This is a genomic window from Methylacidimicrobium cyclopophantes (genome assembly GCF_902143385.2).
In the GTDB taxonomy this organism is placed as follows: Bacteria; Verrucomicrobiota; Verrucomicrobiia; order Methylacidiphilales; family Methylacidiphilaceae; genus Methylacidimicrobium; species Methylacidimicrobium cyclopophantes.
In genome coordinates, this window is sequence record NZ_CABFUZ020000087.1 from 24,609 (window position 1) to 44,860 (window position 20,252).

17 protein-coding genes and 1 pseudogene are annotated in these 20,252 nt (G+C 60.7%); 10 read left to right on the forward strand and 8 right to left on the reverse strand.

Annotated features, from left to right (window positions below; all coding sequences use genetic code 11):
- Nucleotides 1-53: 53 nt before the first annotated feature.
- Both FN369_RS02645 and FN369_RS02650 read right to left on the reverse strand, forming a co-directional pair.
- On the reverse strand, nucleotides 54-1,229 hold the full coding sequence (locus tag FN369_RS02645) for a hypothetical protein (protein ID WP_142524661.1): 1,176 nt from the start codon (nucleotides 1,227-1,229) through the stop codon (nucleotides 54-56).
- Between the two features lie 85 nt (nucleotides 1,230-1,314).
- Nucleotides 1,315-2,562, reverse strand: a complete 1,248-nt coding sequence (locus tag FN369_RS02650) for an ATPase, T2SS/T4P/T4SS family (RefSeq protein ID WP_178087625.1) — start codon at nucleotides 2,560-2,562, stop codon at nucleotides 1,315-1,317.
- Between the two features lie 195 nt (nucleotides 2,563-2,757).
- Here FN369_RS02650 and hisB point away from each other — a divergent pair, with 195 nt between their 5' ends.
- Both hisB and FN369_RS02660 read left to right on the forward strand, forming a co-directional pair.
- Nucleotides 2,758-3,360, forward strand: coding sequence for an imidazoleglycerol-phosphate dehydratase HisB (gene hisB, locus FN369_RS02655; RefSeq protein ID WP_142524663.1), 603 nt, complete (start codon nucleotides 2,758-2,760; stop codon nucleotides 3,358-3,360).
- A gap of 153 nt (nucleotides 3,361-3,513) precedes the next feature.
- Nucleotides 3,514-4,326, forward strand: coding sequence for a dihydropteroate synthase (locus FN369_RS02660; RefSeq protein WP_246189498.1), 813 nt, complete (start codon nucleotides 3,514-3,516; stop codon nucleotides 4,324-4,326).
- Here the strand turns inward: FN369_RS02660 and ilvB are convergent.
- Nucleotides 4,265-6,091, reverse strand: a complete 1,827-nt coding sequence (gene ilvB, locus FN369_RS02665) for a biosynthetic-type acetolactate synthase large subunit (protein ID WP_142524665.1) — start codon at nucleotides 6,089-6,091, stop codon at nucleotides 4,265-4,267. The two genes, FN369_RS02660 and ilvB, sit on opposite strands and share 62 nt — an antisense overlap.
- A gap of 307 nt (nucleotides 6,092-6,398) precedes the next feature.
- Here ilvB and rplM point away from each other — a divergent pair, with 307 nt between their 5' ends.
- From rplM to argF, 7 genes are all read left to right on the forward strand, one after another.
- Nucleotides 6,399-6,830 (forward strand): 50S ribosomal protein L13, encoded by a 432-nt coding sequence (rplM, locus tag FN369_RS02670; protein ID WP_142524666.1) that lies wholly within the window; start codon nucleotides 6,399-6,401, stop codon nucleotides 6,828-6,830.
- Nucleotides 6,831-6,837: 7 nt separating this feature from the next.
- Nucleotides 6,838-7,233, forward strand: a complete 396-nt coding sequence (gene rpsI / locus FN369_RS02675; protein ID WP_142524667.1) for a 30S ribosomal protein S9 — start codon at nucleotides 6,838-6,840, stop codon at nucleotides 7,231-7,233.
- Nucleotides 7,234-7,305: 72 nt separating this feature from the next.
- On the forward strand, nucleotides 7,306-8,337 hold the full coding sequence (gene argC, locus FN369_RS02680) for an N-acetyl-gamma-glutamyl-phosphate reductase (RefSeq protein ID WP_142524668.1): 1,032 nt from the start codon (nucleotides 7,306-7,308) through the stop codon (nucleotides 8,335-8,337).
- On the forward strand, nucleotides 8,334-9,545 hold the full coding sequence (gene argJ, locus FN369_RS02685; RefSeq protein WP_142524669.1) for a bifunctional glutamate N-acetyltransferase/amino-acid acetyltransferase ArgJ: 1,212 nt from the start codon (nucleotides 8,334-8,336) through the stop codon (nucleotides 9,543-9,545). The genes argC and argJ overlap by 4 nt, the downstream gene beginning before the upstream one ends.
- A 70-nt stretch (nucleotides 9,546-9,615) precedes the next feature.
- Nucleotides 9,616-10,482: an acetylglutamate kinase gene (gene argB / locus FN369_RS02690; RefSeq protein ID WP_142524670.1), complete on the forward strand. Its 867-nt coding sequence runs from the start codon at nucleotides 9,616-9,618 to the stop codon at nucleotides 10,480-10,482.
- A gap of 46 nt (nucleotides 10,483-10,528) precedes the next feature.
- A complete protein-coding gene (locus FN369_RS02695; protein WP_142524671.1) occupies nucleotides 10,529-11,770 on the forward strand; it encodes an aspartate aminotransferase family protein in 1,242 nt (413 codons plus the stop codon).
- A 141-nt stretch (nucleotides 11,771-11,911) separates the two neighbouring features.
- A complete protein-coding gene (gene argF / locus FN369_RS02700) occupies nucleotides 11,912-12,835 on the forward strand; it encodes an ornithine carbamoyltransferase (protein WP_142524672.1) in 924 nt (307 codons plus the stop codon).
- On the opposite strand, the gene FN369_RS02705 is transcribed toward argF, so the two are convergent.
- Complete coding sequence (locus FN369_RS02705) at nucleotides 12,818-13,444, reverse strand: riboflavin synthase (protein WP_246189499.1); 627 nt, start codon at nucleotides 13,442-13,444, stop codon at nucleotides 12,818-12,820. The two genes, argF and FN369_RS02705, sit on opposite strands and share 18 nt — an antisense overlap.
- Entirely contained in the window at nucleotides 13,429-14,163 is a 735-nt protein-coding gene (locus FN369_RS02710) for an SDR family NAD(P)-dependent oxidoreductase (RefSeq protein ID WP_142524673.1), read from the reverse strand. Before FN369_RS02710 ends, FN369_RS02705 begins: the two co-directional genes overlap by 16 nt.
- 41 nt (nucleotides 14,164-14,204) lie before the next feature.
- On the opposite strand from FN369_RS02710, the gene FN369_RS11395 reads away from it, so the two are divergent.
- Complete coding sequence (locus tag FN369_RS11395; protein ID WP_142524674.1) at nucleotides 14,205-15,209, forward strand: L-histidine N(alpha)-methyltransferase; 1,005 nt, start codon at nucleotides 14,205-14,207, stop codon at nucleotides 15,207-15,209.
- A 668-nt stretch (nucleotides 15,210-15,877) separates the two neighbouring features.
- Here the strand turns inward: FN369_RS11395 and FN369_RS11400 are convergent.
- From FN369_RS11400 to mnmG, 3 genes and pseudogenes are all read right to left on the reverse strand, one after another.
- A pseudogene (locus FN369_RS11400) lies at nucleotides 15,878-17,422 on the reverse strand (ComEC/Rec2 family competence protein); the annotation flags it as partial.
- Between the two features lie 69 nt (nucleotides 17,423-17,491).
- Nucleotides 17,492-18,187 carry a rhodanese-like domain-containing protein gene (locus tag FN369_RS02725; protein ID WP_142524676.1) on the reverse strand — a complete coding sequence of 232 codons (696 nt, stop codon included), beginning with the start codon at nucleotides 18,185-18,187 and terminating at the stop codon, nucleotides 17,492-17,494.
- Entirely contained in the window at nucleotides 18,184-20,082 is a 1,899-nt protein-coding gene (gene mnmG / locus FN369_RS02730) for a tRNA uridine-5-carboxymethylaminomethyl(34) synthesis enzyme MnmG (protein WP_142524677.1), read from the reverse strand. Before mnmG ends, FN369_RS02725 begins: the two co-directional genes overlap by 4 nt.
- Nucleotides 20,083-20,252 lie beyond the last annotated feature (170 nt).

Genomic DNA, 20,252 nt, shown 5'->3' on the forward strand with positions numbered 1-20,252 from the left:
TCCGAGGCGAGACGCCTCCCGCGCGGTGAGAAACGGCGCAGGAGGAATCCAGGTTAGCCGTTGGGGGAGCTTCCCTGTCGCGGAACTTCTTCGAAGTGGGCAAGGAGGCGCTCTTTCTCTCTGGCGTGACGAAAGGCAACCTCGCTGCGGATCATCCCCGCCTTCCAGAGTTGGAGGATCGCGTCGTCGACGCGCTTCCCTCCGTCCGGAGCTACTTGGAGATACTCCTCGAGGGAACCAAACGACCGAGCACGGATGGCCGCTGCGACCGCAGGAAGACCGGGAAGAACTTCGAGGAGTACGAAAAAGCCATCGCCGTCCTTGCGTGGCAGGACGATCGGACAAAGAGTCAGACGCAGCGTTGCGGCCAACCGATCGATTTCCAGACCCTTGCCGTTCCGCTCAAGCTCGTGGATTACATTGGCGACCGCGGCAGTGGCTCCCTCGGACTCGTGAGTGGCGAGCACTAGTTTCCCCGACGCCGCCAAGGCGAGGGCCGCCGCGATCTCCTCGGCTCGCCGCAATGGGTCGATTGCGACCATTTCTCCGTCCAGCGCAACGGCCGCGTCGAGAGCGGCGGTCAGTGTGGGGAAGTCCCGGGGAATCTCCCATCGACAGATCCAGCTTGGTCCGAAAGGAAAGGAAAAGCGCGCGGGTTCGACCTCCAATACGAGAATTCGCCAAAACTGAACGCTGCCCAGCCATGCAACCAGACTTCCCAAGAGGCTTGTCTTCCCGGTAGCAATTCCGCCCGCGACCAAGACGAGGCCGCGGATGTCTGCCAAATGACGAAGGGCGGGAGGAAGAAGCCGTTGGTCGATCGGTGGCGGAGGAAGGATCGGCAGAAGGACGGCACCCGACCCCTCTTTCGACTCGAAAAAGTGGCCGCGAAAGAGAATCCCGTCCGGACCGCGGTAGAGAATCCGGCCTGTCGCCGCTCGTTTTGCCTCGCTCGATTGGCGGGGGCCGGCCAAGGCCTGGAGCCAAAGGTCCAGTTGCGGACGCGAAACGGGAGGAAAGCTCAATGGAAGGAGTTTTCCCTCCACGCGCGCCGCAGGTGCTTCCCCCGCGAAGAGATGGACCGCGGTCGCCCTTGCCTCAAGGGCCGAAATCAAAATCTCGTCGAGATGGTTCACGGGCGCTCGCAGCCCTTTCCCGCAAAGGTTCCCCAGCGACCGGCAAACGAGGCCGGCGGATCCGCTCGAGTCGGTCGTCGATCCGGGCGGCATGCGTTCCTATGGCTCCCGGGGAAAGCCGGCCTCCTCCTCATATCCGTCCTAACTGTAGTGCCTCGAGTAGGACCTTTGTGAGAAATCATCGCTCGGGCGCATTCGGCGGATGCATTCTTTCCACCCATTGGGGACGATATCGACAACGGGCATAAGCGGCCTCCATGCCGACGAGACCCTGTTGAAAGAGCCGCCAGAGGGAGTCGTCGATCGGCTGAAAGTGCTTTCCCCCTCCCGCGCGTAGGACGCTCTCCATTTGCTCAGGTTCGGCGTTCCTCAAGGCGACTGCGGCCGCGGGAACGTTCCAAAAGAGCTCGATTGCCGCCACTCGGCCTCTGCCCGTCGCGTTCGGGATGAGCTCTTGGGCCAGGATGGCCCGGAGCGTGCGCACGAGCAAGGAGCGGCTCGCTCCTTTCGGCAGCTGTGCGCAGAGCTCCCGGAGCGCCTCCCCGACACCTCGAGCTCCCAGCGTGGCAATCACGAGCGCGTCGGTGCGCGCCGTTTCCTCGACGAGCAGGCGGAGGTTTCGTCGAAAGGCGCCACTGTCCAGAAGCAGGACATCGACGTCAAGGCCGAATGCCGCCCGGAGCAGCTCATCGCTTTCCGTCGAGAATTCGGACAAGGGGAGACGGACGACACGAAGGCCTTCTTCCTTCCATGGGTGTTCCGGATGGTCTTCCATGAGTACGACTCTCCCGGCACCCGAGCGGTGGATTCGCCGGGCGAGAGCCGCAAAAAGAGTGGACTTCCCTTGGCCGGGACCACCGGTCAAGACGACGAGGCCCGATGAGAAAGTCGTCAGAGCGGCCGCCTCTTCGACTCCAAGCGCGCCAAGCTCGAGAGGGCCGCGAAAGGGCAAGCGAAAGCTGAGAAAATAGCTCTCCCCGTCCCGACCGATGGTGAGCCGGGCCCTCCACTCGTCGGGTCCGTAGAGTAGAGAAATCCCCTTCCCTCGTGCCGCGGCCCCGGAGGGGAGCATCCTCTCGACAATCCGATCGAGCTGCTGGGGCGAAAGAGTACGCCAGTTTGGTCCGAGAATTCGAAGCGACCCGTGGCAACGGCAAAGCGGAGGATGATACGGAGCCAAATGCAGGTCAGAGGCTCCCTGCCTGGTCGCTTCCGTCAGCCATTGATCGACAAATCGCTCCGGAACTGCTTCGCCTGGAGGCGGCGTATTTTGGCGTTGCAGCCAGCTCCTCTTTTCCTCGTCGATGATGCCTTGCTCGTAGAGGAGATCGGCCGCGTTCGCTTGGGGGAGGACGGCCAGGGCAGCTTGAATCGCAGGAAGGCGAGACTCCTCAAGCCAATGGCGGGCTGTGGCAATCGCGAGCATTCTCTCATTTCCCGAAGGTTCCACGGAGAGCGTCCTATTTCCCGGACTGTACGGAAGGAGAGGACCGATTCCAAGCCCGTGCGCGTCCGCCGGAAGAGGGCAGATTCCGAAACCGGAAGGAGCCGCTGCCGACATTCTTTCCTCGGAACCAATCTTCTTTGCGGGCGAAGCGGTTTTTGCTAGGGGTAATGGGCTATGCTTTCCCGAACGGCGATCGTCGAACGTTCGACGAATGAGACGGAGATCTTTCTTTCGCTCGACTTGGATGGCTCCGGGAAAGCGGTGGTGCAGACGGGGATTCCATTTTTCGACCATATGCTCTGCCTTTTTGCCAGGCACGGGCTCATGGATCTCGAAGTGAACGCACGCGGCGATCGAGAGGTCGACTTTCACCACACCGTCGAGGACGTGGGTATCTGTCTAGGGCGGGCTCTGGAGAAGGCTCTTGGCGACAAGAAGGGCATTCGTCGCTATGGATTTGCGCTCATGCCGATGGATGAGGCCTTGGCGCAGGTGGCGATCGACCTGAGCGGCAGGCCGTTCTTTGCCTTGCGGACTCCGAATCTTCCCCCTCTGTCCCTCCTCTACGCCGGCACCTTCCCGGCGCAGCTGCTCGAGGAATTTTTCCGAGCCTTCTCCATGCACGGGATGCTGACTCTCCATCTGGAGATTCGAGCGGCCAGGGACACTCACCATTTGTTGGAGGCGTCGTTCAAAGGAGTGGCACGCGCACTCGCCGCGAGCGTGGAGAAAGACGAGCGGGTCTCGGAGGTCCCGAGCACGAAGGGAGTTTTGTAGCGAGCCCTTGGAAAGGACAAGCCCGTGCTTTCGTTGCGTGATTTGGGCGAACTCGCCGATCGTTACGCTTCGCTGCTTGATCGGGCGCCCAGAGAGTTCGAGCTCCGCGGTCGCCTCTTTGGCGGGCGCGATCCTGACTCTTTCCCTCGGCTTATGGGGGTGATCAATCTTTCGGCCGACTCATGGTATCGGGAGAGCGTCGCGCTGACGTCCGAGGCCGCGATTCGCCGGGGACAGCTTCTCGCGGATGCGGGCGCGGCCATTGTGGACGTCGGGTCGGAGTCATCCTTGGATTATGCGTCGCGCGTCGAACCGGAAGAGCAGATTCGCAAGTTGATGCCCGTCATCGAGGGCTTGGTCGCCCGGCAGCTCCTTGTCTCGGTCGAAACGTACTATCCCTGGGTGGCAGAAGCCGCTCTTCGAGCGGGGGCCGCGGTCATCAACTTCACGGGCAGGGAAGGACTCGACGAGCTCCTTCCCCGGATCGCGCGAGAGGATGCGGGGTTGATCCTGAATTTCGTGGAGGGTGCGCATGTGCGGGATCCGCATGCGGTTCGCCTTTCGCACGATGCGATCGGCGATCTGCTCCCCTATTTCGAAGCACGGTGTCGTCTGGCCGAAAGGGCCGGAGTGCGTAAGCTCTGGATCGATCCCGGGCTCGGGTTCTATTACCCAAACCTTCAGGATGGCGCGGTCCGCATCGAACGGCAGATGGAAATTTTCCTTGGAAGCTTTCGCTTGCATGCGTTGGGTTGGCCGGTTTGCCATGCCCTCCCTCATGCTTTCGAATGTTTCGAGGACGAAGTCCGCTGCGCGGAACCGTTTTTCGCGGTGCTCGCCCTTCTTGGGCGGACCGACTTGCTGCGAACGCACGAAGTCAGCCGAGTCCTGGGGGTGGTCCGGACTATGAGGCTCTTCCACGCTCGGCGGATGCCGGGTCGTCCTCGGGAAGAAATCCCAGGATGATGTCGCGAACGGTCATGCCCGCCGGGATCATCGGCAACACATGCTCCGTGTAGGGAACGTGGACGTCGACGACGTAGGGGGTTTCTGCCGCCAGGAGGCGTTCCAGCGCAGGACGCAGCTCTTCGGAACGCCGAACCTCTTCCGCGGGAACACCAAAACCCTCACAGATCGTTCGGTAGGAGGGGTAATAGCGAGACGCGTTCCGCGGGTCGCCCAGAAAGGTATGGGCGCGGTTCCCTGCGAAGAAGCGATCCTCCCATTGCACAACCATTCCCAAGTGCTGGTTGTTGAGGATGATCGCCTTTGCCGGAATTCTCTCGGTCACTGCGGTGGCAAGCTCTTGAATGTTCATCAGGAAGCTTCCGTCGCCGTCGATATCGATGACCTGCCGATTCGGAAACGCCACTTTGGCCCCTAAAGCCGCGGGATAACCGAATCCCATCGTTCCCAAACCCGAGGAGGAGAGGAAACTCCGCGGCTGCGTGAATTGATAAAACTGGGCCGCCCACATCTGATGTTGTCCCACCCCCGTGGTGACGATCGCCTCGCCTTTCGTCAGACGGAAAAGCTCCTCGACGACCTGCTGCGGGAGGATCGCTCCCGGCACCGGACGGTAGGAGAAAGGATAACGCGCCTTCCACTGGGCTAATTGCGCATGCCAAGCTTTGAAATCTTTCCGAGGACGCCGCTCGGACTCGAGCATCCCGTTCAACCGGTCCAGCGTGTCATGGATATCGCCGAGAATCGGCAGGTGGGCCCTCTTGTTTTTATTGAGCTCGGAGCTGTCGACGTCGACATGAATGATCTTCGCACCTTTGGCAAATTCATCGACGTTGCCGGTCACGCGGTCATCAAAACGAACTCCCATGGCTAAGAGAAGATCGCATGCATCGGCCGCGTAATTCGCGTAGACCGTTCCGTGCATGCCCAGCCAGCGGAGGGAGAGCTCGTGAGTTTCCGGGAAGCAGCCGATTCCCATGAGCGTCGTCGTTACCGGCACGCGGGTCTTTTCCGCGAAGCGCCGCAGGGCTTCCCAAGCCTCGCCGGCGAGGATCCCCCCTCCGACGTAGAGCAAGGGGCGCTCCGCCATTTCCAGAGAGACAAGAATCGCTTCCAACTCCTCGTCGGAAGCTCGTGGCACCGGCTTGTGCCTTCCAAACGACCCCTCCGAGCGTCTGGGATGGACAGGAGCCTGCTGAACATCTTTAGGGATATCGAGGAGTACCGGCCCGGGCCTTCCGGATCGCGCGAGGAGAACTGCTTCTTGCACGATCGAAGGGATGTCATCCGGAGATATGACCAAGTAGCTATGCTTGACGATCGGGAGAGTGAGACCGAAGACGTCTGTCTCCTGAAAGGCGCCCCGGCCAATCATCTCCCGCTTCACTTGGCCCGTAATCGCGACGAGGGGCACGGAATCCATGTAGGCATCGGCGATGCCGGTGACCAGGTTGGTTGCGCCGGGTCCGCTCGTAGCCATGCAGACCCCCACTTTGCCGCTGGCTCGGGCATATCCTTCGGCCATGAAGGCTCCTCCCTGCTCATGGCGGGGCAAAACGGTGCGAATCTTTCGAGAGCGGGTCAGCGATTGGTGGAGGACCATGCTCGCTCCGCCGGGGTAGGCGAAAACGGTATCGACTCCCGCTCTTTCCAGCGCCGCCACGACGGCGTCTGCGCCATTTTTGTAGCTCTCCTCGACGAACTCAACGGATGAGGAAACCGATGAGTCGTACGCGGATGCCTTCGGCGAATCCTTGCAGCTCATGATTCGTTCCTGCCGGGAGAATTCTTTTTTAATAGAAGTCCTTTTCCTCTCCCGGAAGAGGAAAGTTAAACTATAAAGGCAAGAGTGGCATCCGTCGAGGGGGACTTTCGGAGCCGGAGCGCCCGAGCCGACAGATGTAAATCATGAGATCCCAAAACCAAGGCGGTCATGAAGAGAAGGCAACGACCGTTTTTCGCCCCTTTCCACCGACTCGCCTTCGGTGTCAAAAGTTCAGGGCCGACTCGCTTTCCGGCGACGACAGATAGCCTTGACAAGCTTGGGAATCTTCTCTAATGTCTGCCCTCCCGTGAAAAGCTTTAGTGCAAAACCCGCCGAGGTTCGGCGAACTTGGTATGTAATTGATGCGGCCGGTCAACCCGTCGGTCGGGTCGCCGCGCGCGCGGCTGTATTGCTTCGCGGAAAGCACAAGCCCGACTATACGCCCCACGTCGATACCGGCGACCATGTCGTCGTGATCAATGCCCAAGGGGCTGTCTTCACCGGGAAGAAGGATACGACGAAGACCTACATGCGGTATTCCGGCTTCATCGGCGGCCACCATTCCGACACGGTTCGGGAGGTTCGAGCGAAGAAACCCGCCTTTCTGATCGAGCATGCCGTGAAAGGGATGATTCCTCACAACCGGCTTGGGCGAAGGATCTTTCAGAAGCTTCATGTCTATGCGGGGCCGGATCACCCACACTCCGCGCAGCAGCCCAGAGTCGCCCCCAACCGCTGAGAACGTTATGACCACGCAAAGTGAATGGCAGGCAACGGGCCGACGAAAGACGGCGGTCGCCTCGGTAAAGTTGCTCGTCGGGACGGGAACTTTTCATGTGAATCAGCGACTGCTCGAGGAATATTTTCCGGAAGCCTCTCAGCGGTTGGCGGTCTACAAGGCGCTGGAGGTGAGCGAAACGCTGAAGAAATTCGATTTCGTCGCCCGGGTGCGGGGAGGCGGTTTAAGCGGTCAGGCGGATGCTTTGAGCCTGGCGCTGAGTCGAGCCCTCGTTCGCTGGCAGCCGGAGTTGCGCCCCAAGCTTCGGGAGGCTTCGCTCCTCACCCGAGATCCTCGGATGAAGGAGCGCAAGAAGTCCGGTCAACCCGGGGCCCGGAAGCGGTTTCAATTCTCGAAGCGGTAGCGCAGGCTGGTTTTTTGAGGCCGGACCGTACGGAGAGCTGTCCTCTCCGCCTTTCCGAAAACGGGTGGAATCATGGGCTTGTACCGAGTTGCCGTGGTCGGCGGGGCGGGCTATGCCGGTGAGGAGCTCGTGCGGATTCTTTCTCGGCACCCCGGAGTTGCCCTGACTCAGCTGACTTCTCGTATGCATCGGGGAGAGCGGGTGCGGGAGGTGATTTCGGGTCTTCCGGGCGCTGCCGAGAATCTTGTCTTCGAGGAGCCCGATCCCTCTCGATTGTGCGAGGCCGACGTGATTTTTTTGGCCCTGCCCCATGGCGCTGCCGCCGAATATGTCGTGCCGCTTCGAGAAGCGGGTAAGATCGTCGTCGACCTGAGCGCGGATTTCCGTCTGCGGAATCCGCGTCACTACGAAGCCGACTATGGCTGGGAGCACCCTGCCCCGGCTCTTCTTTCTAAGGCGGTCTATGCTCTTCCGGAGCTCCATCGGGCGGAGATTCGTCACGGAGATCTGCTGGCGGCTCCGGGATGCTATCCCACCAGCATTCTTTTGGGTCTCTCTCCCGCGCTTGGCGCGGATTGGCTCCGCGAGGAGGAGATCGTGGCGAATTCGCTCAGCGGAACCTCCGGAGCGGGCAGACGTCCGGAGGTGCCTCTGCTCTTCAGCGAAATGTGCGAAAATGCGCGTCCTTATGGGATCCCGCGCCACCGCCATATGGCCGAGATGGAACAAGAGCTCGATCGGTTGGCCGGTCGAAAAATAGATCTCGTATTCATTCCTCATCTGATCCCGCTCGCCCGAGGCATTCTTTCGACCATCGTCTGTCCTCTGCGAACCGAGATCGGCTTGGAAGAGATGCATGCGCATTACGTCTCCTTCTATCGAAACGACGCTTTCGTGCGCGTTTTACGCCTCGGAGAGCTTCCTGCCGTTCGGGACGTGGTTCGGACGAATCGTGCCGATATTGGCCTGCAATGGGATGGGACGCACCGCCGCCTTTTGGTCTTTTGCGCGATCGACAACCTCGGGAAGGGTGCAGCGGGCCAAGCCGTGCAGGCCATGAACCTTCGCCTCGGGCTTCCCGAAGAAGAAGGCCTCCTCCGGTGAAGGAAGAGATTACTCCGATCGAAGAGGGGAGTGTAACCACCCCACGCGGGTTTCTCGCTTCCGGGGTTGCTTGCGGGATCAAGGCACGCGGAGAGATGGACCTCGCTCTGGTCTGTTCGGAGCGGTCTGGGCGCGTAGTGGGCCTCTTTACCGAAAACCGAGTGGCCGCGGCTCCCGTGCTGCTTTCGCGACGCCACGCCGCTCTAGGAGTCGGCCGCGCGGTGATCCTGAACTCGGGCAATGCGAACGCCTGCACCGGCGCTACCGGAATGGCCGATGCTACCGAGATGGCCGAACGAGTCGCGTCGGGAATCGGGTGCCCGACCGAAGAGGTTTTCGTCTGCTCGACCGGCCGGATTGGAGTCCCCCTGCCGATGGGAAAGGTGCGAAAGGGCATCGATCAGGCGCTCGGGCGGCTCAGCCCGCAGGGAGGGAGCGACGCGGCTCTCGGGATTCTGACGACGGATACCTATCCGAAGAAGATGGGTCTCAAGGTCGGTTTGGGGGAGCAGGAAATCTTTCTCGGAGGGATCGCGAAGGGCGCCGGCATGATCGACCCTCATCTTGCGACGATGCTTTGCGTGATCACGACTGATGCCGATCTTTCGAGCGAAGCCTTGCAGGTCGCCGCCCGGCGGGCTGTCGCCGAGAGCTTCAACCGCATCAGCATCGACGGGGATTGTTCGACCAATGATACGGTGCTGGTTCTTGCCAATGGCTTGGCCCGCAACCCGACGGTAACCTTGGAGAGCGGAGAGTTCCGCCTCTTCCAATCCGCTCTCTCCCTTCTCATGGGACGCTTGGCCCGCATGATCGTGGAGGACGGAGAGGGAATCTCCAAAGTCGTGGAGATTTTGATCGAGGGGGCGTCTGACGAAGGCGACGCAGAACGGGCAGCCCGGGCCGTAGCCCATTCTCTCCTGGTGAAGTGCTCCTGGCACGGAGAAGATCCCAATTGGGGGCGTCTTATGGCTGCCATCGGGTATTCGGGCGCGGCGGTGGACAAAGACCGCGTGGATATTTTTTACAATGGGGTCCAAGCGGTCTCCCGCGGGGAGCGTGCGGGGACCGCGGGGCGGCTTCTACGGGAGGTGGTCCGCCTACCGCAGTTTACCATTCTCATTGATCTGGGAATCGGCTCCGGCCATTTCCGACTGCTGACCACCGATCTCACGGAGCGGTATGTTCGGCTGAACAAGGGAGAATAACCGTTGCTTTTTCTTGTGAGGCGTGGGTTCGCTTTACTACCGTAAAGCCCGCCGGTCTGCGATCGATCCTATGACAGCTGCGGATAAGGCTAAGATTTTCCTTGAGGCGTTGCCCTACGTTCAGCGATTCCGCGATGCACGCTTTGTGATCAAGTATGGTGGCGCCGTCATGGACGATGCCGAACTCGTGCGCCATACCCTCCGGGATGTGGTGTTGTTGGAGGCCGTAGGGATCCAAGTGGTTTTGATCCATGGGGGCGGCCCTGCGATCGGTCGTGCTCTGAAAGAGGCGGGAATCTCCTCATCGTTCGTAGACGGCCTGCGGATCACGGATGCGGCCACTATGCAGGTGATTGAGCGGGTGCTCTGCGGAGAAGTCGGGCCGTCTATCGTAGCCCTGCTCGAAAGCCTGGGCGGGAGGGCGCGGCAGGTGCTGGGACAGCGGATGTTTCAGGTGAAACCGTTTCGGAAGGCTGCTCCCGAGGAGGGCGGGCACTCTTTGGGATTCGTTGGGGAGCCGACTTCCGTGGATACAAACCCGATTCTTTCCCTCTTGGCCGAGCGGGTGATTCCCGTTGTTTCTCCCCTCGGTCTTGGAGAGGATGGCCAGCTGTATAATATCAACGCCGATACCGCGGCCGGCTGCTTGGCCGGCGTCCTGCGAGCGGAAAAGCTGGTCTACTTGACCGATGTCAATGGCGTGCTTCGAGACCCGCAAGACCCCAGATCGACGATTTCGGTCTTGAATCCGAAGGAGGTGGCTGTCCTGCAGGAGCGCGGAGTGCTGCGCGGTGGCATGTTGCCCAAGGTGCGGTCGGCGTTGTGGGCCCTCCAGGCGGGGGTGGGGAAAGTCCATCTTTTGGATGGACGAATTCCGCATGCGCTCCTCTTGGAGGTATTCACCGATTCCGGCGTCGGTACGGAACTTGTCCCGTGAACCGAGGCGTCCGAGTCCGGTGTTTGAGTCGACCCGATTTCTTCCCATGAACAATCCGATACCCAATCTGGGAACCGCCGAAATCTTGGAGGGCTATCAGCAATTCGTCGTTCCCTCCTATGCCCGTTTCCCCGTGGCGTTCGTGCGGGGGAAAGGTTCCTACGTTTGGGACGCGGAAGATCGACGTTACCTCGATTTTTGCGGCGGGATCGCCGTGAACGTCTTGGGACATGCGAGTTCGGTTGTGGGGAAGGCGCTGGGAGAGGCCGCTGGCCGGCTCATTCATTGCTCCAATCTCTATTACCATCCGGCGGGAGCGCAGCTGGCGGAAGCCCTCGTGCGGCGAATTGGTGCCGGAAAAATGTTTTTCTCGAACAGCGGGGCGGAAGCAAATGAATGCTTGTTCAAGTTGGCGAGGCGGTATGGCGCGTCTCGCGGCGCTTTCGAAATTCTGACGGCGCAGGGTTCGTTTCATGGGCGGACGTTGGCAGCGATGGCGGCAACCGGCCAAGAAAAGGTGAGGGAGGGATTCGGCCCGCCGGTGCCCGGCTTTCGACACGTCCCGTTCCTCGACTTGGCGGCGGCGGAGAGGGCGATCGGGCCGGCGACAGCGGCGATCCTCGTCGAACCGATTCAAGGAGAAGGCGGGGTACGCCCGGCTACCGCAGCCTATCTGCAAGGTCTACGTCGGATTTGCGACCGGCATGGGCTTCTCCTGCTTCTCGACGAGGTCCAAACGGGCTCTTTTCGTTCCGGCCGATTTTTGGCCTTTCAGCGAATTTTGGAAAGCTTCGAAAAGGGAAATGATTTCCTTCCGGACGGGATCGCAATGGCGAAGGGGCTGGCGGGAGGCTACCCCATGGGAGCTACTTGGATTCGGGAGCCCTATGCCGAGTTGCTGGGGCCCGGTTCTCACGCATCGACTTTCGGTGGATCCCCTCTGGCTTGTGCGGTTGCCCTCGCGGTTCTCCGCCATATGGAAGAGCAAGACCTCGGCAGGCAGATCCGGGAGAAAGGGGAACGACTGCGCGCCGAGTTGGAAGCGCTCGCTTCCCCGGAGCGAAGACTCATCCGTTCCGTTTCTGGAGTAGGCGGTCTTTGGGGCCTCCATGTCCGGCGGGACGCCCGGTCGGTGGCTTTGGAGCTGATGGACCGGGGCCTTCTGGTTGCACCGGCCGCGGGAAACATCGTCCGCCTTCTGCCGCCGCTTACCGTCTCGGAAGACGAAATTTCCGAGGCGGTGGCGATCCTTCGCGCCGCCAGCCGAGACGAGGAGGCAATGAGTTGATCCGCGCCTTCAAGAAACGGTCCCTGTTCCCAGTTCGGAACGCGGATTCGTCCGGAAGGACGAACTATGGGCCGCGGACGACGGTCCGCCTGCGGGAGGCGGAGGACGTTGGCAATCCATCCCCCGCAACGTGAAGCGACTATGGCTCAATCCCCCCTTCCCCATCATTTTCTTTCCGTCACCGATACGAGCGAGGACGAAGCGCGCGCGATTTTTGAAGGGGTGGCTCGGCAGAAGCGCGCCGGCAACACGAATAACGAGGAGGATCTTCCATTGCTCGGCCAATCCTGGGCGCTTCTTTTCCGGAAGCCTTCGACGCGGACTCGTGTCTCCTTCGAGCTGGCGATCCGTCAGCTCGGCGGATCCACCCTCTTCCTCAGCGCAGCGGAGCTTCAGTTGAGTCGGGGGGAGCCGATGGAAGATACGGCGCGCGTGTTGGGTCGGATGGTTCAGGGAGCCGTAATCCGGACATTTGCGCAAGAAGAGATCGTGGCTTTTGCGAAGAGCAGCGGCATCCCTACCGTCAATGCGCTCACCGACCAGGAGCATCCCTGCCAAGTGCTGGCCGACATTTTTACCTTTGAGGAGAAGCGGGGCCCGATTGCGGGGAAAACGGTGGCTTTCTTGGGCGACGCCTCGTGCAATGTCGCGAGGTCCTGGGCTCTCGCAGCGCCACTCTTCCGATTTCACCTCCGCTTCGGGGCTCCCCGCGCCTTCTTTTGCGACGTTGAGAACCCATGGGTGACGCAAACCGAATCGCCCGAGGAAGCCGTGCGGGGCGCGGATCTTCTCTACACCGATGTCTGGATTTCGATGGGCAAGGAGGAAGAAAGCGCTGTGCGCGAGAAGGCCTTCTCTGCTTATCAACTCAATAGTCGGCTGCTGCGGCGAGCAAAGGCGGAGGCCTTGGTTCTCCACTGCCTACCCGCCCATCGGGGCAAAGAGATCGAAGGGGAGCTCTTCGAAGAAAGGGCCGGGGACATTTTCGACCAGGCGGAAAATCGGCTCCACGTGCAAAAAGGACTCTTGCGGTGGCTCGTGGGACGATCAGAGAGAGTCCAATAGCGGCTTGCCCAACTGGGCGGCAACATAGCGCACGAGAATATCCATTTCCGCGTTGAGCGGATCTCCCGGGCGTTTCTCCGGAAGATTGGTCGCATGCCAAGTGAAGGGAGTGATCCAGACAGAAAAACGGTCGTCCGTAAGGATGCCGATCGTCAGGCTGATCCCGTCGAGCGCGATGCTCCCCTTCGGGATGATTCCTCTCTCCCATTCCTTCGGCCGCTCGATCCAAAGTTCCTGTTCCGAGCCTCGTCTGCGAATTTCGAGTAGGTGCAACCTCCCATCCACATGCCCGGTAACGAAGTGGCCGTCGATTCGGGAGCCGACCATAACGGGGCGTTCAAGGTTTACGAGATCCCCGTCCTCCAGCATGCCCAGATTGGTTCGCCGCCGGGTTTCCTCCAAAATGTCGAAGCGGAGCGATCTTCCTTCCTTTTCGGTCACCGTGAGACAACAGCCATTGACAGCCAGACTGTCTCCAGGCTTTAGGGTCTCCGTTACCTTTCCGCCGTCAATCCAGAGGATGGGGCGGTCGGCCGTGGGCGGCTCTCGAACGGTTCCCAATGCTTCGACGATGCCCGTGAACATGAGTCGGTCTAGCGGAGATTCCATCCGCCGCTGACGACGATATGGGCGCCGGTTACATAGCCGTTTTGCTCGTCGATTAAAAACCGGATCGCGCGCCAAATATCATCGTACGTTGCGAAACGGCCTGCGGGGATCTTCGAGGGCGGAGGGAGGTTAATGCTCTCCTCGAGATAACCGGGGGAGACGACGTTGACGGTAAGACCATGCCGGGCCTCTTCTCGGGCAAAGGAGCGAGAGAGCAGGTAGACCCCGACTTTCCCGATATGGTAGCCCAAGGCCATCTCTCGTGCTCCGAGCCGGTCGCAGGCCGAATCGCCGATATTGACGATTCGACCGACGCCGGAAGCGCGCAAAAGAGGAAGGGCGGCAAGGGTGGTGAAGAGCATTGCCGTTGCCGTCGACCGCCACCCGAGCATCCAGTCTTCCTCACTCGTTTCGAGGAGGCCGACGGGCCGGTAGACCCCGGAATTATTGATCAAGAGCCGCAAGCCGCCGAAGCGCTCTTCTACCCGGCTTACGAGGCTTTGTGCTTCCGTCTGGGATCCCAAATCCGCGCCGAAAGCCTCGGCATCTCCGCCGTCCGTCCGGATCCGTTTCGCAATTTCCTCGCCGCCTTCTTTGCTCGAGTGGTAGTGGACGCCGACGGACCAGCCGTCCTCGCTGAGCTTTCGGGCGAGTGCCGCCCCGAGACCGCGTCCGGCTCCGGTCACGAGCGCCACCTTTTTCCGTTGCGATTGTTCCATTCTCCTGCGCAGCTTCTTATAGGAGAAGCCGGGAAAGCGCGATGAAAAAGGAATTCTTCTATGTAGAGGTTGCGGAGTCGCATCTTCCCGCGGTTTGGATGGCCGCGAAGCGGACTTCCCTGGAGCAGGGCGAGATTGCCCCGTTTTTCCATTATGCAACGGCAAGACAAGCAAACCTCTGGATGGCGCTCTTCCGGCGCTACTCCCCCTTTTCCCAGGAGGAAGGCAGGGGTCTCTATTCGCGTGCCGCGAAGGAATCCGTGGCTACTCTCTGCGAGCGGCCCGGCCAACTCGTCTCTCTGGGTTGCGGGACTGCGGAAAAGGAGTCGCTCGTCTATGATGCGCTTCTCGGGCGTTCGTGGAAAGCGGATTGGGTCTGTATAGATGGGAGCCTCTCCCTGCTTCTGGAAGCAGATCGGCTTGCCCGAAGTCGCGGAGAAGGAGTTCGGCTCGTTTTGGCCGATATAGTCGTTCCGGATCTTCTTGACCGGCTGCTTCCGGAAGGAGCGGTGTCGCGTCTCATCACCGCGTTTGGATTGATTCCGAATTTGCGGCCCGACACCTTTTTGGAGAAGTTGCGGGTGCAAGTGGCTCGGCAAGACCGTCTCTTGCTGGGGGTAAATCTTGCGCCCGCGCCGGAGGAGAGCCCGGAGAGCTATCGCGCCTCTGCGGAAGAGATCTTGCCGCAGTATGCAAACCGCTCGACCCGTCTCTGGTTGACGGAGCTTCTTCGGGATTGGGGATTGCGGGAAATGGTAGAGAGCTACGAAGTGAAGGGCGTGGAAAACGAGGGGTGGATTCGATTCGAGGCGACGGTTCGGTGGAAGAGGGATCGGGAGATCCTGTTGGAGGATGGCTCTTCGGTCGCCGTTCAGAGGGGATCGTCTCTTCGGCTTTTTTCGAGCTATCGCTTCACCCGGGAGGGATTTGCGCGACTTCTGCGGGCGACCGGATTTGAGCCGGTCGCATCCTGGACGGTATCGTCGGGAGAGGAGGGAGTTTGGCTTGCGGCTCCCTCCGACTCTTGCTCGAAGCCGACGGTGTAGGAAACGGGGGAGCGGCGATAGGGGCGAAACTCAATGCGGTTCGCTTCGAGTACGACTTCGACCGCCGTCCTGCCCAAGCTGCGGCCTTTTCCGATTCTCCCTTGCGGGTCGAGTTCCCGAAGGCAGGCACCGCTCGGTGCCAGAGAAAGCCACAACTGGTTCGTGGGTGCAGACCGATGCATCGTCGGATCGGAGACCGCTTTGGTCCGCTCGACAAAGAGGCTGAGGTGCTTGGAGGGGAAAGGCGCGGTCTTTTCTTCCGGCGAAGATTCCAGAGCGAGAGCAAAGGAAGGAATCCCCGGTCCTTCGAAGAGCAACGGGGGAGCCACGGCCGAGTCCGAGCGTTGGCGGAGGCGATAGGAAGCGGGCCGTACGCAAAGGGGAGCCGCTCGGGAAAAGCGCTCGAAGGGGGCGAAGGGTTTGAGGACCCCCCAGGGGCTCGGGTCGGCAACCGCCCACTGGTCACCTTCCGGTCGAAAGGTGCCGGCGAGCCAGTTCCACCCGTAGAAGCGTCGAATCGGTTCCATTCTCGCCAAGGAAAGCGTGCCTTCGCCTCCTTCGATAAGGAGCTGCTTTCCTTTCCATCGTGCGATGCAGGCCGATCCGAGGGGGATTGCGGGAAAGAGGAGGCGGAGATTGCGTGACTCGGAAAGCAGGGTTGCGGGGTCGCCTACGGCGATGCCCGCGCCGGGAAGGTGGGAGGCAAAGGCGACGGTGAGGAGCAAGCCATGGGCGAAAAGCCAGTTTGCGTTATTGAGGAGAATTCCGAGGAGTCCCCAGAGGCTGCCGAGGAAGAGCGAGAGCACTCCGACCGTGACGATGAGATCCGCCAGCGGAACCACGAGTAGGTTGACGAGGGGAGCGACGAGGCTGACGAAGTGAAAGTGGGCGATTTCGAACGGGAGAGCCCCTAATGATGCCGCGACGGAGGAGCCCAAGAGAAAGCCAAGAGCTTTGCCGAAGCGTTCCCGGAAACGGCTTTGGGGAGGAAGGAGGCTTCGAGGAATGAGGGGATCGGGCAAAAAAGGCGTGGTAAGCCATCGCGCGAGGGGAGCACTGAGCAGAAGGAGCGCCAGGAGGACACCGAAGGAGAGTTGGAGGCTTACATCTCTGACGGCAAGGGGTTCGACCCCAAGGAAGAGGAGGAGGCAAGCTCCCCAAAGGTTTAGGAGGCGGACCGGCCGGCGCAGGAACCAAGCGGCCAAGACCAAGGAAGAGAGCAAGGCTGCTCTGCCGACGCTTGCGGAACCTCCCGAGACGAAGGCGTAGAAGGTGATAAGCGGCAAAAGCGCCCAACCCCATCTCCATCGGGAAACTCTTCCCGCCTCAAGCAAGGCGAGCCCTACGGCTAAGAAAGCAGCGATATTTTGCCCGCTGACTGCAAAGATGTGGTAGGCTCCCGCGAGGCGAAAATCTTCTTCGACTTTTGCGGGCAGCCCTCCGGTCTGGCCGTAAAGCATACCGGTAAGGAGGGAGACGGCTTCACGATCGCTTTCGATTCCGGTTTGCAAGAGCCGGGAAGCCCACCGTCTCGCGGCGGTAATTTGGCGGCCGAGCCGGCTGCCGGCGTCCAGCGGTCGAATCTCTCTCCAAGTGGAGGTCAGGCGGTATGCGATGCGGCGAGAGGCGAAAATCTCCGTCCAGTCGGGATCGCCCGGATTTTGCGGCTTTCCGGGGCGTTGCAGAGCTCCCCGGACCCAGAGGTGTTGGGAGAAAACGAGAGCGCCGGGCGGAGCGGAGCGAACATCGAGGAGGATCCTGCCCGAGACGGATCGACAACTCCCCGCAATTCGCGCTCGATGGACGGCGAAGATGGCCGTAGTGGCGCGGTCGACGGGGCGATCTTTTTCGATGGGCACGCTCTCGATGGTGCCTCCCCACCAGCAGTCGGCAGCAAACTTTGCCTTTGGAAGATGGCGCAGGTGATCCGGAGTGCTCCATCCTTTGTGGAAGGAAGCGCTTGCGGCGCCGGAAAAGAAGATGGCCGAGAGAAAGGGCAGGAGTGCGCTCCGGGGCCCATTCGATCGAAACCAGAGAGCGCCCATGAGAGCGACCGTGGCGAGAGCCGGCAAAAACAGGTGCGGAAATCCGGAGCCCAAGGCGCAGCCGGCGGCAAAGACCAAGGCGGGAGCTAGGAGGGGGCAGCGGGCGGAAGCGGAAGGACGGCTGGATGGCTCGAAGAGAGCGGAGTCGGGCTGCCGATGGGTCCACATTTGGCGTCGGCTCCGTAGTCGAGGAAGCTTCCGGCAACGGAAACGGATAGGTTGGCTCCGAACACGTACTTACTGCTCCTCCACCGTTTCCGGAGGTTTGCGGCGGTGGAGGATCCGATCATTGAACTCGCGGATCGCGTGATCGCTCGGCCAGGAGGGCCCGAGCTCTTCCCGGAGACGGCTGATGACTTCTTCGTCGGAGTCGGTGGCAAGGACGATCTGTTCCATGGCTTTGGAGTCGACGCAGAGAAATTCGAGGACTGCACGATCTTCTTTCCGCAGAAAGGGCCCTACGGAAGGGAGAAATCCTGAGGAAAGACGACGGATCGAGTCAATGAGGTGGGGGAGCTGGGCGAGCCCGGCCAAACGCTGATCGGGGGGGCGACAGGGGGGGAAAGCGCCGATTTCGATGGGCAGGGCCGCCTTCCGCCAAGCCTCCCAGCCTCCGGCAAGGGAGTAGACGGTCGGGAAGCCCATTTGGCGGAGAAGGTCTGCCGCGATGAGCGAGCGCTCTCCGATCCCGCTGTAGCAGAGGAGTGGAATTTCAGAGCTCGAGATCTTCGACTCGATTGCAGGGGGCAATTGTCCAAACTCGATGTGGATTGCTTTCGGTAAGTGGCCGGCGACCCATTGGCGGGGTTGGCGAAGATCGATGCACCCTCCCTTGTCTTCGCGGATCCAATGGAATGCTTCGGCCGGGGAAAGCTCACGGACGCGCTGCCGCAAGGAATCGAGGAAGAGCCGGTAGCGGTGGGGCGTTGTCATTGCTGGGCCTCTTGGAAAGATGGACTTTCGCCCACTGGTCGGTCGGGAGCGCCTTTTTTGAGGGCGACTAGGAGCACCGCGAGATCGGCCGGGTTTACTCCAGGGATTCGCGCGGCTTGGCCCAGGGTCGAGGGCCGGATCTGCTGGAGCTTTTCCCGCGCTTCGTTCTTCAGCCCCACAACCTTTTGAAAATCGATCCAAGGAGGAAGAGCAACCCCTTCCATTCGCCTGGCTCGCTCGATCTGCTCCTGTTCCCGGGCGATATACCCCGCATATTTCACTTCGCATTCGATATGGGCGGCGATCTCCGGCTCGACATTGCGGAACGGTTCCGGAAGATCCCCCCAATGAAAATCGGGTCGGCGAAGCCATGCCAGGAGCGAGCAGCCCTCCTTTTTCGCCTCTGTCAAAGTTCTCCGAACTTCTTCGAGCCGGCGCTTTTTTTCGAGCCACCTCTTCTGTCGTGGTTGTAGCACCGATCCGACCGCGCAACCAATTTCGGCAAGGCGGACATCGGCATTATCGTGACGCAGGACGAGACGGTGTTCTGCTCGTGCGGTGAACATCCGATAAGGCTCTCGGATAGGGCGAGTCACTAGATCGTCGATCAAGACGCCGATATAGGCTTGATCTCGGCGCAGGACCAGCGGGGGGGCTCCGCGGACGATGCGAGCGGCGTTGATTCCCGCAATCAATCCTTGCGCCGCCGCTTCCTCATAGCCGGAAGTTCCATTAATCTGGCCTGCGAGGAAAAGGCGGGCGACCCGCTTTGTCTCCAGGGTGGGAAGGAGTTGAATGGCGGGACAATAGTCGTATTCAACGGCATAGCCGGGCCGCAGGATATGGGCTTTCTCGAGGCCGGGGATTGTCCGGAGGAAGGCGCATTGAGCCGAAAAAGGGAGGCTCGTGGAGCAGCCGTTGACATAAAACTCTTGGGTGTGTCTGCCTTCGGGCTCAAGAAAGATCTGGTGGCGTTCGCGATCGGCGAACCGGACCACCTTGTCCTCGATCGAGGGACAATAGCGCGGTCCGATTCCTTCGATCTTCCCCGAGTACATCGCGGAGAGATGGAGATTTTCTCGGATAATCCGATGCGTTTCCTGAGTCGTATAGGTGGTCCAACAGGGCATTTGTTCCACGTGGAACATCTGGCCGTTCCATCGATTGAGCGTGAACAGCTCCTTCCCTTCCCCGGACAATTCGTCGGGAAACAGAGAAAATGTCGGAGGGGGCGTTTCGCCCGGCTGCAGCTCGCAGGAGCCGAAATCGATCGTCCGCCCGTTGATCCTCGGCGGAGTTCCCGTTTTCAGTCGCCCGATCTCGAAGCCCAACCGCTTCAGCTCCAACGATAAACCGCTGCTCCCTTCGCCCGCCCTACCGCCCGGTCGCTGCTCCGATCCGACGTGGATCAATCCGCGGAGGAATGTTCCAGTGGTTATGACAAGACTCTTCCCAAGATATTCGACCCCTAAATCGGTGACGATCCCCTCCACGGCGTCGTCTTTCACGGAGAGCTTCGAGACCGAGCCCTGCTGAAGATCGAGATTGGGCGTTGATTCGCAGATCGCTTTGAGCCGAAACTGATAGGCCTTCTTGTCGCATTGCGCTCTAGGCGCTTGAACGCTCGGACCCTTCCGGCGGTTGAGCATGCGGAATTGAATGCCGGTTGCATCGGCATTCTGGGCCATGACCCCCCCGAGGGCATCGATTTCTCGCACCAAAATGCCCTTCGCAACCCCACCGATCGACGGGTTGCAGGACATTTGACCGATCGAGTCGAGCTGGAGAGTCAAAAGCAGCACCTCGCAACCCATGCGAGCGGCAGCGAGGGCCGCCTCCACCCCCGCATGTCCTCCGCCAACCACGATCACATCATAACTTTTGGGCCAACGCATTTTTTTCGATCCGCTTTTGCTTTCCGAAACGACTTTCTTACTCGGTCTCCGCTTCCCTTTTCGTTATCTTCGCACCGTGCCTCGCGCCAAGAGCACCGCCAAAGAGCCTCCGACCGAAACGCCGCTACCCGCCGTCCTCTACAGCGCGGAAGCCGAGCGAGCCGTTCTCG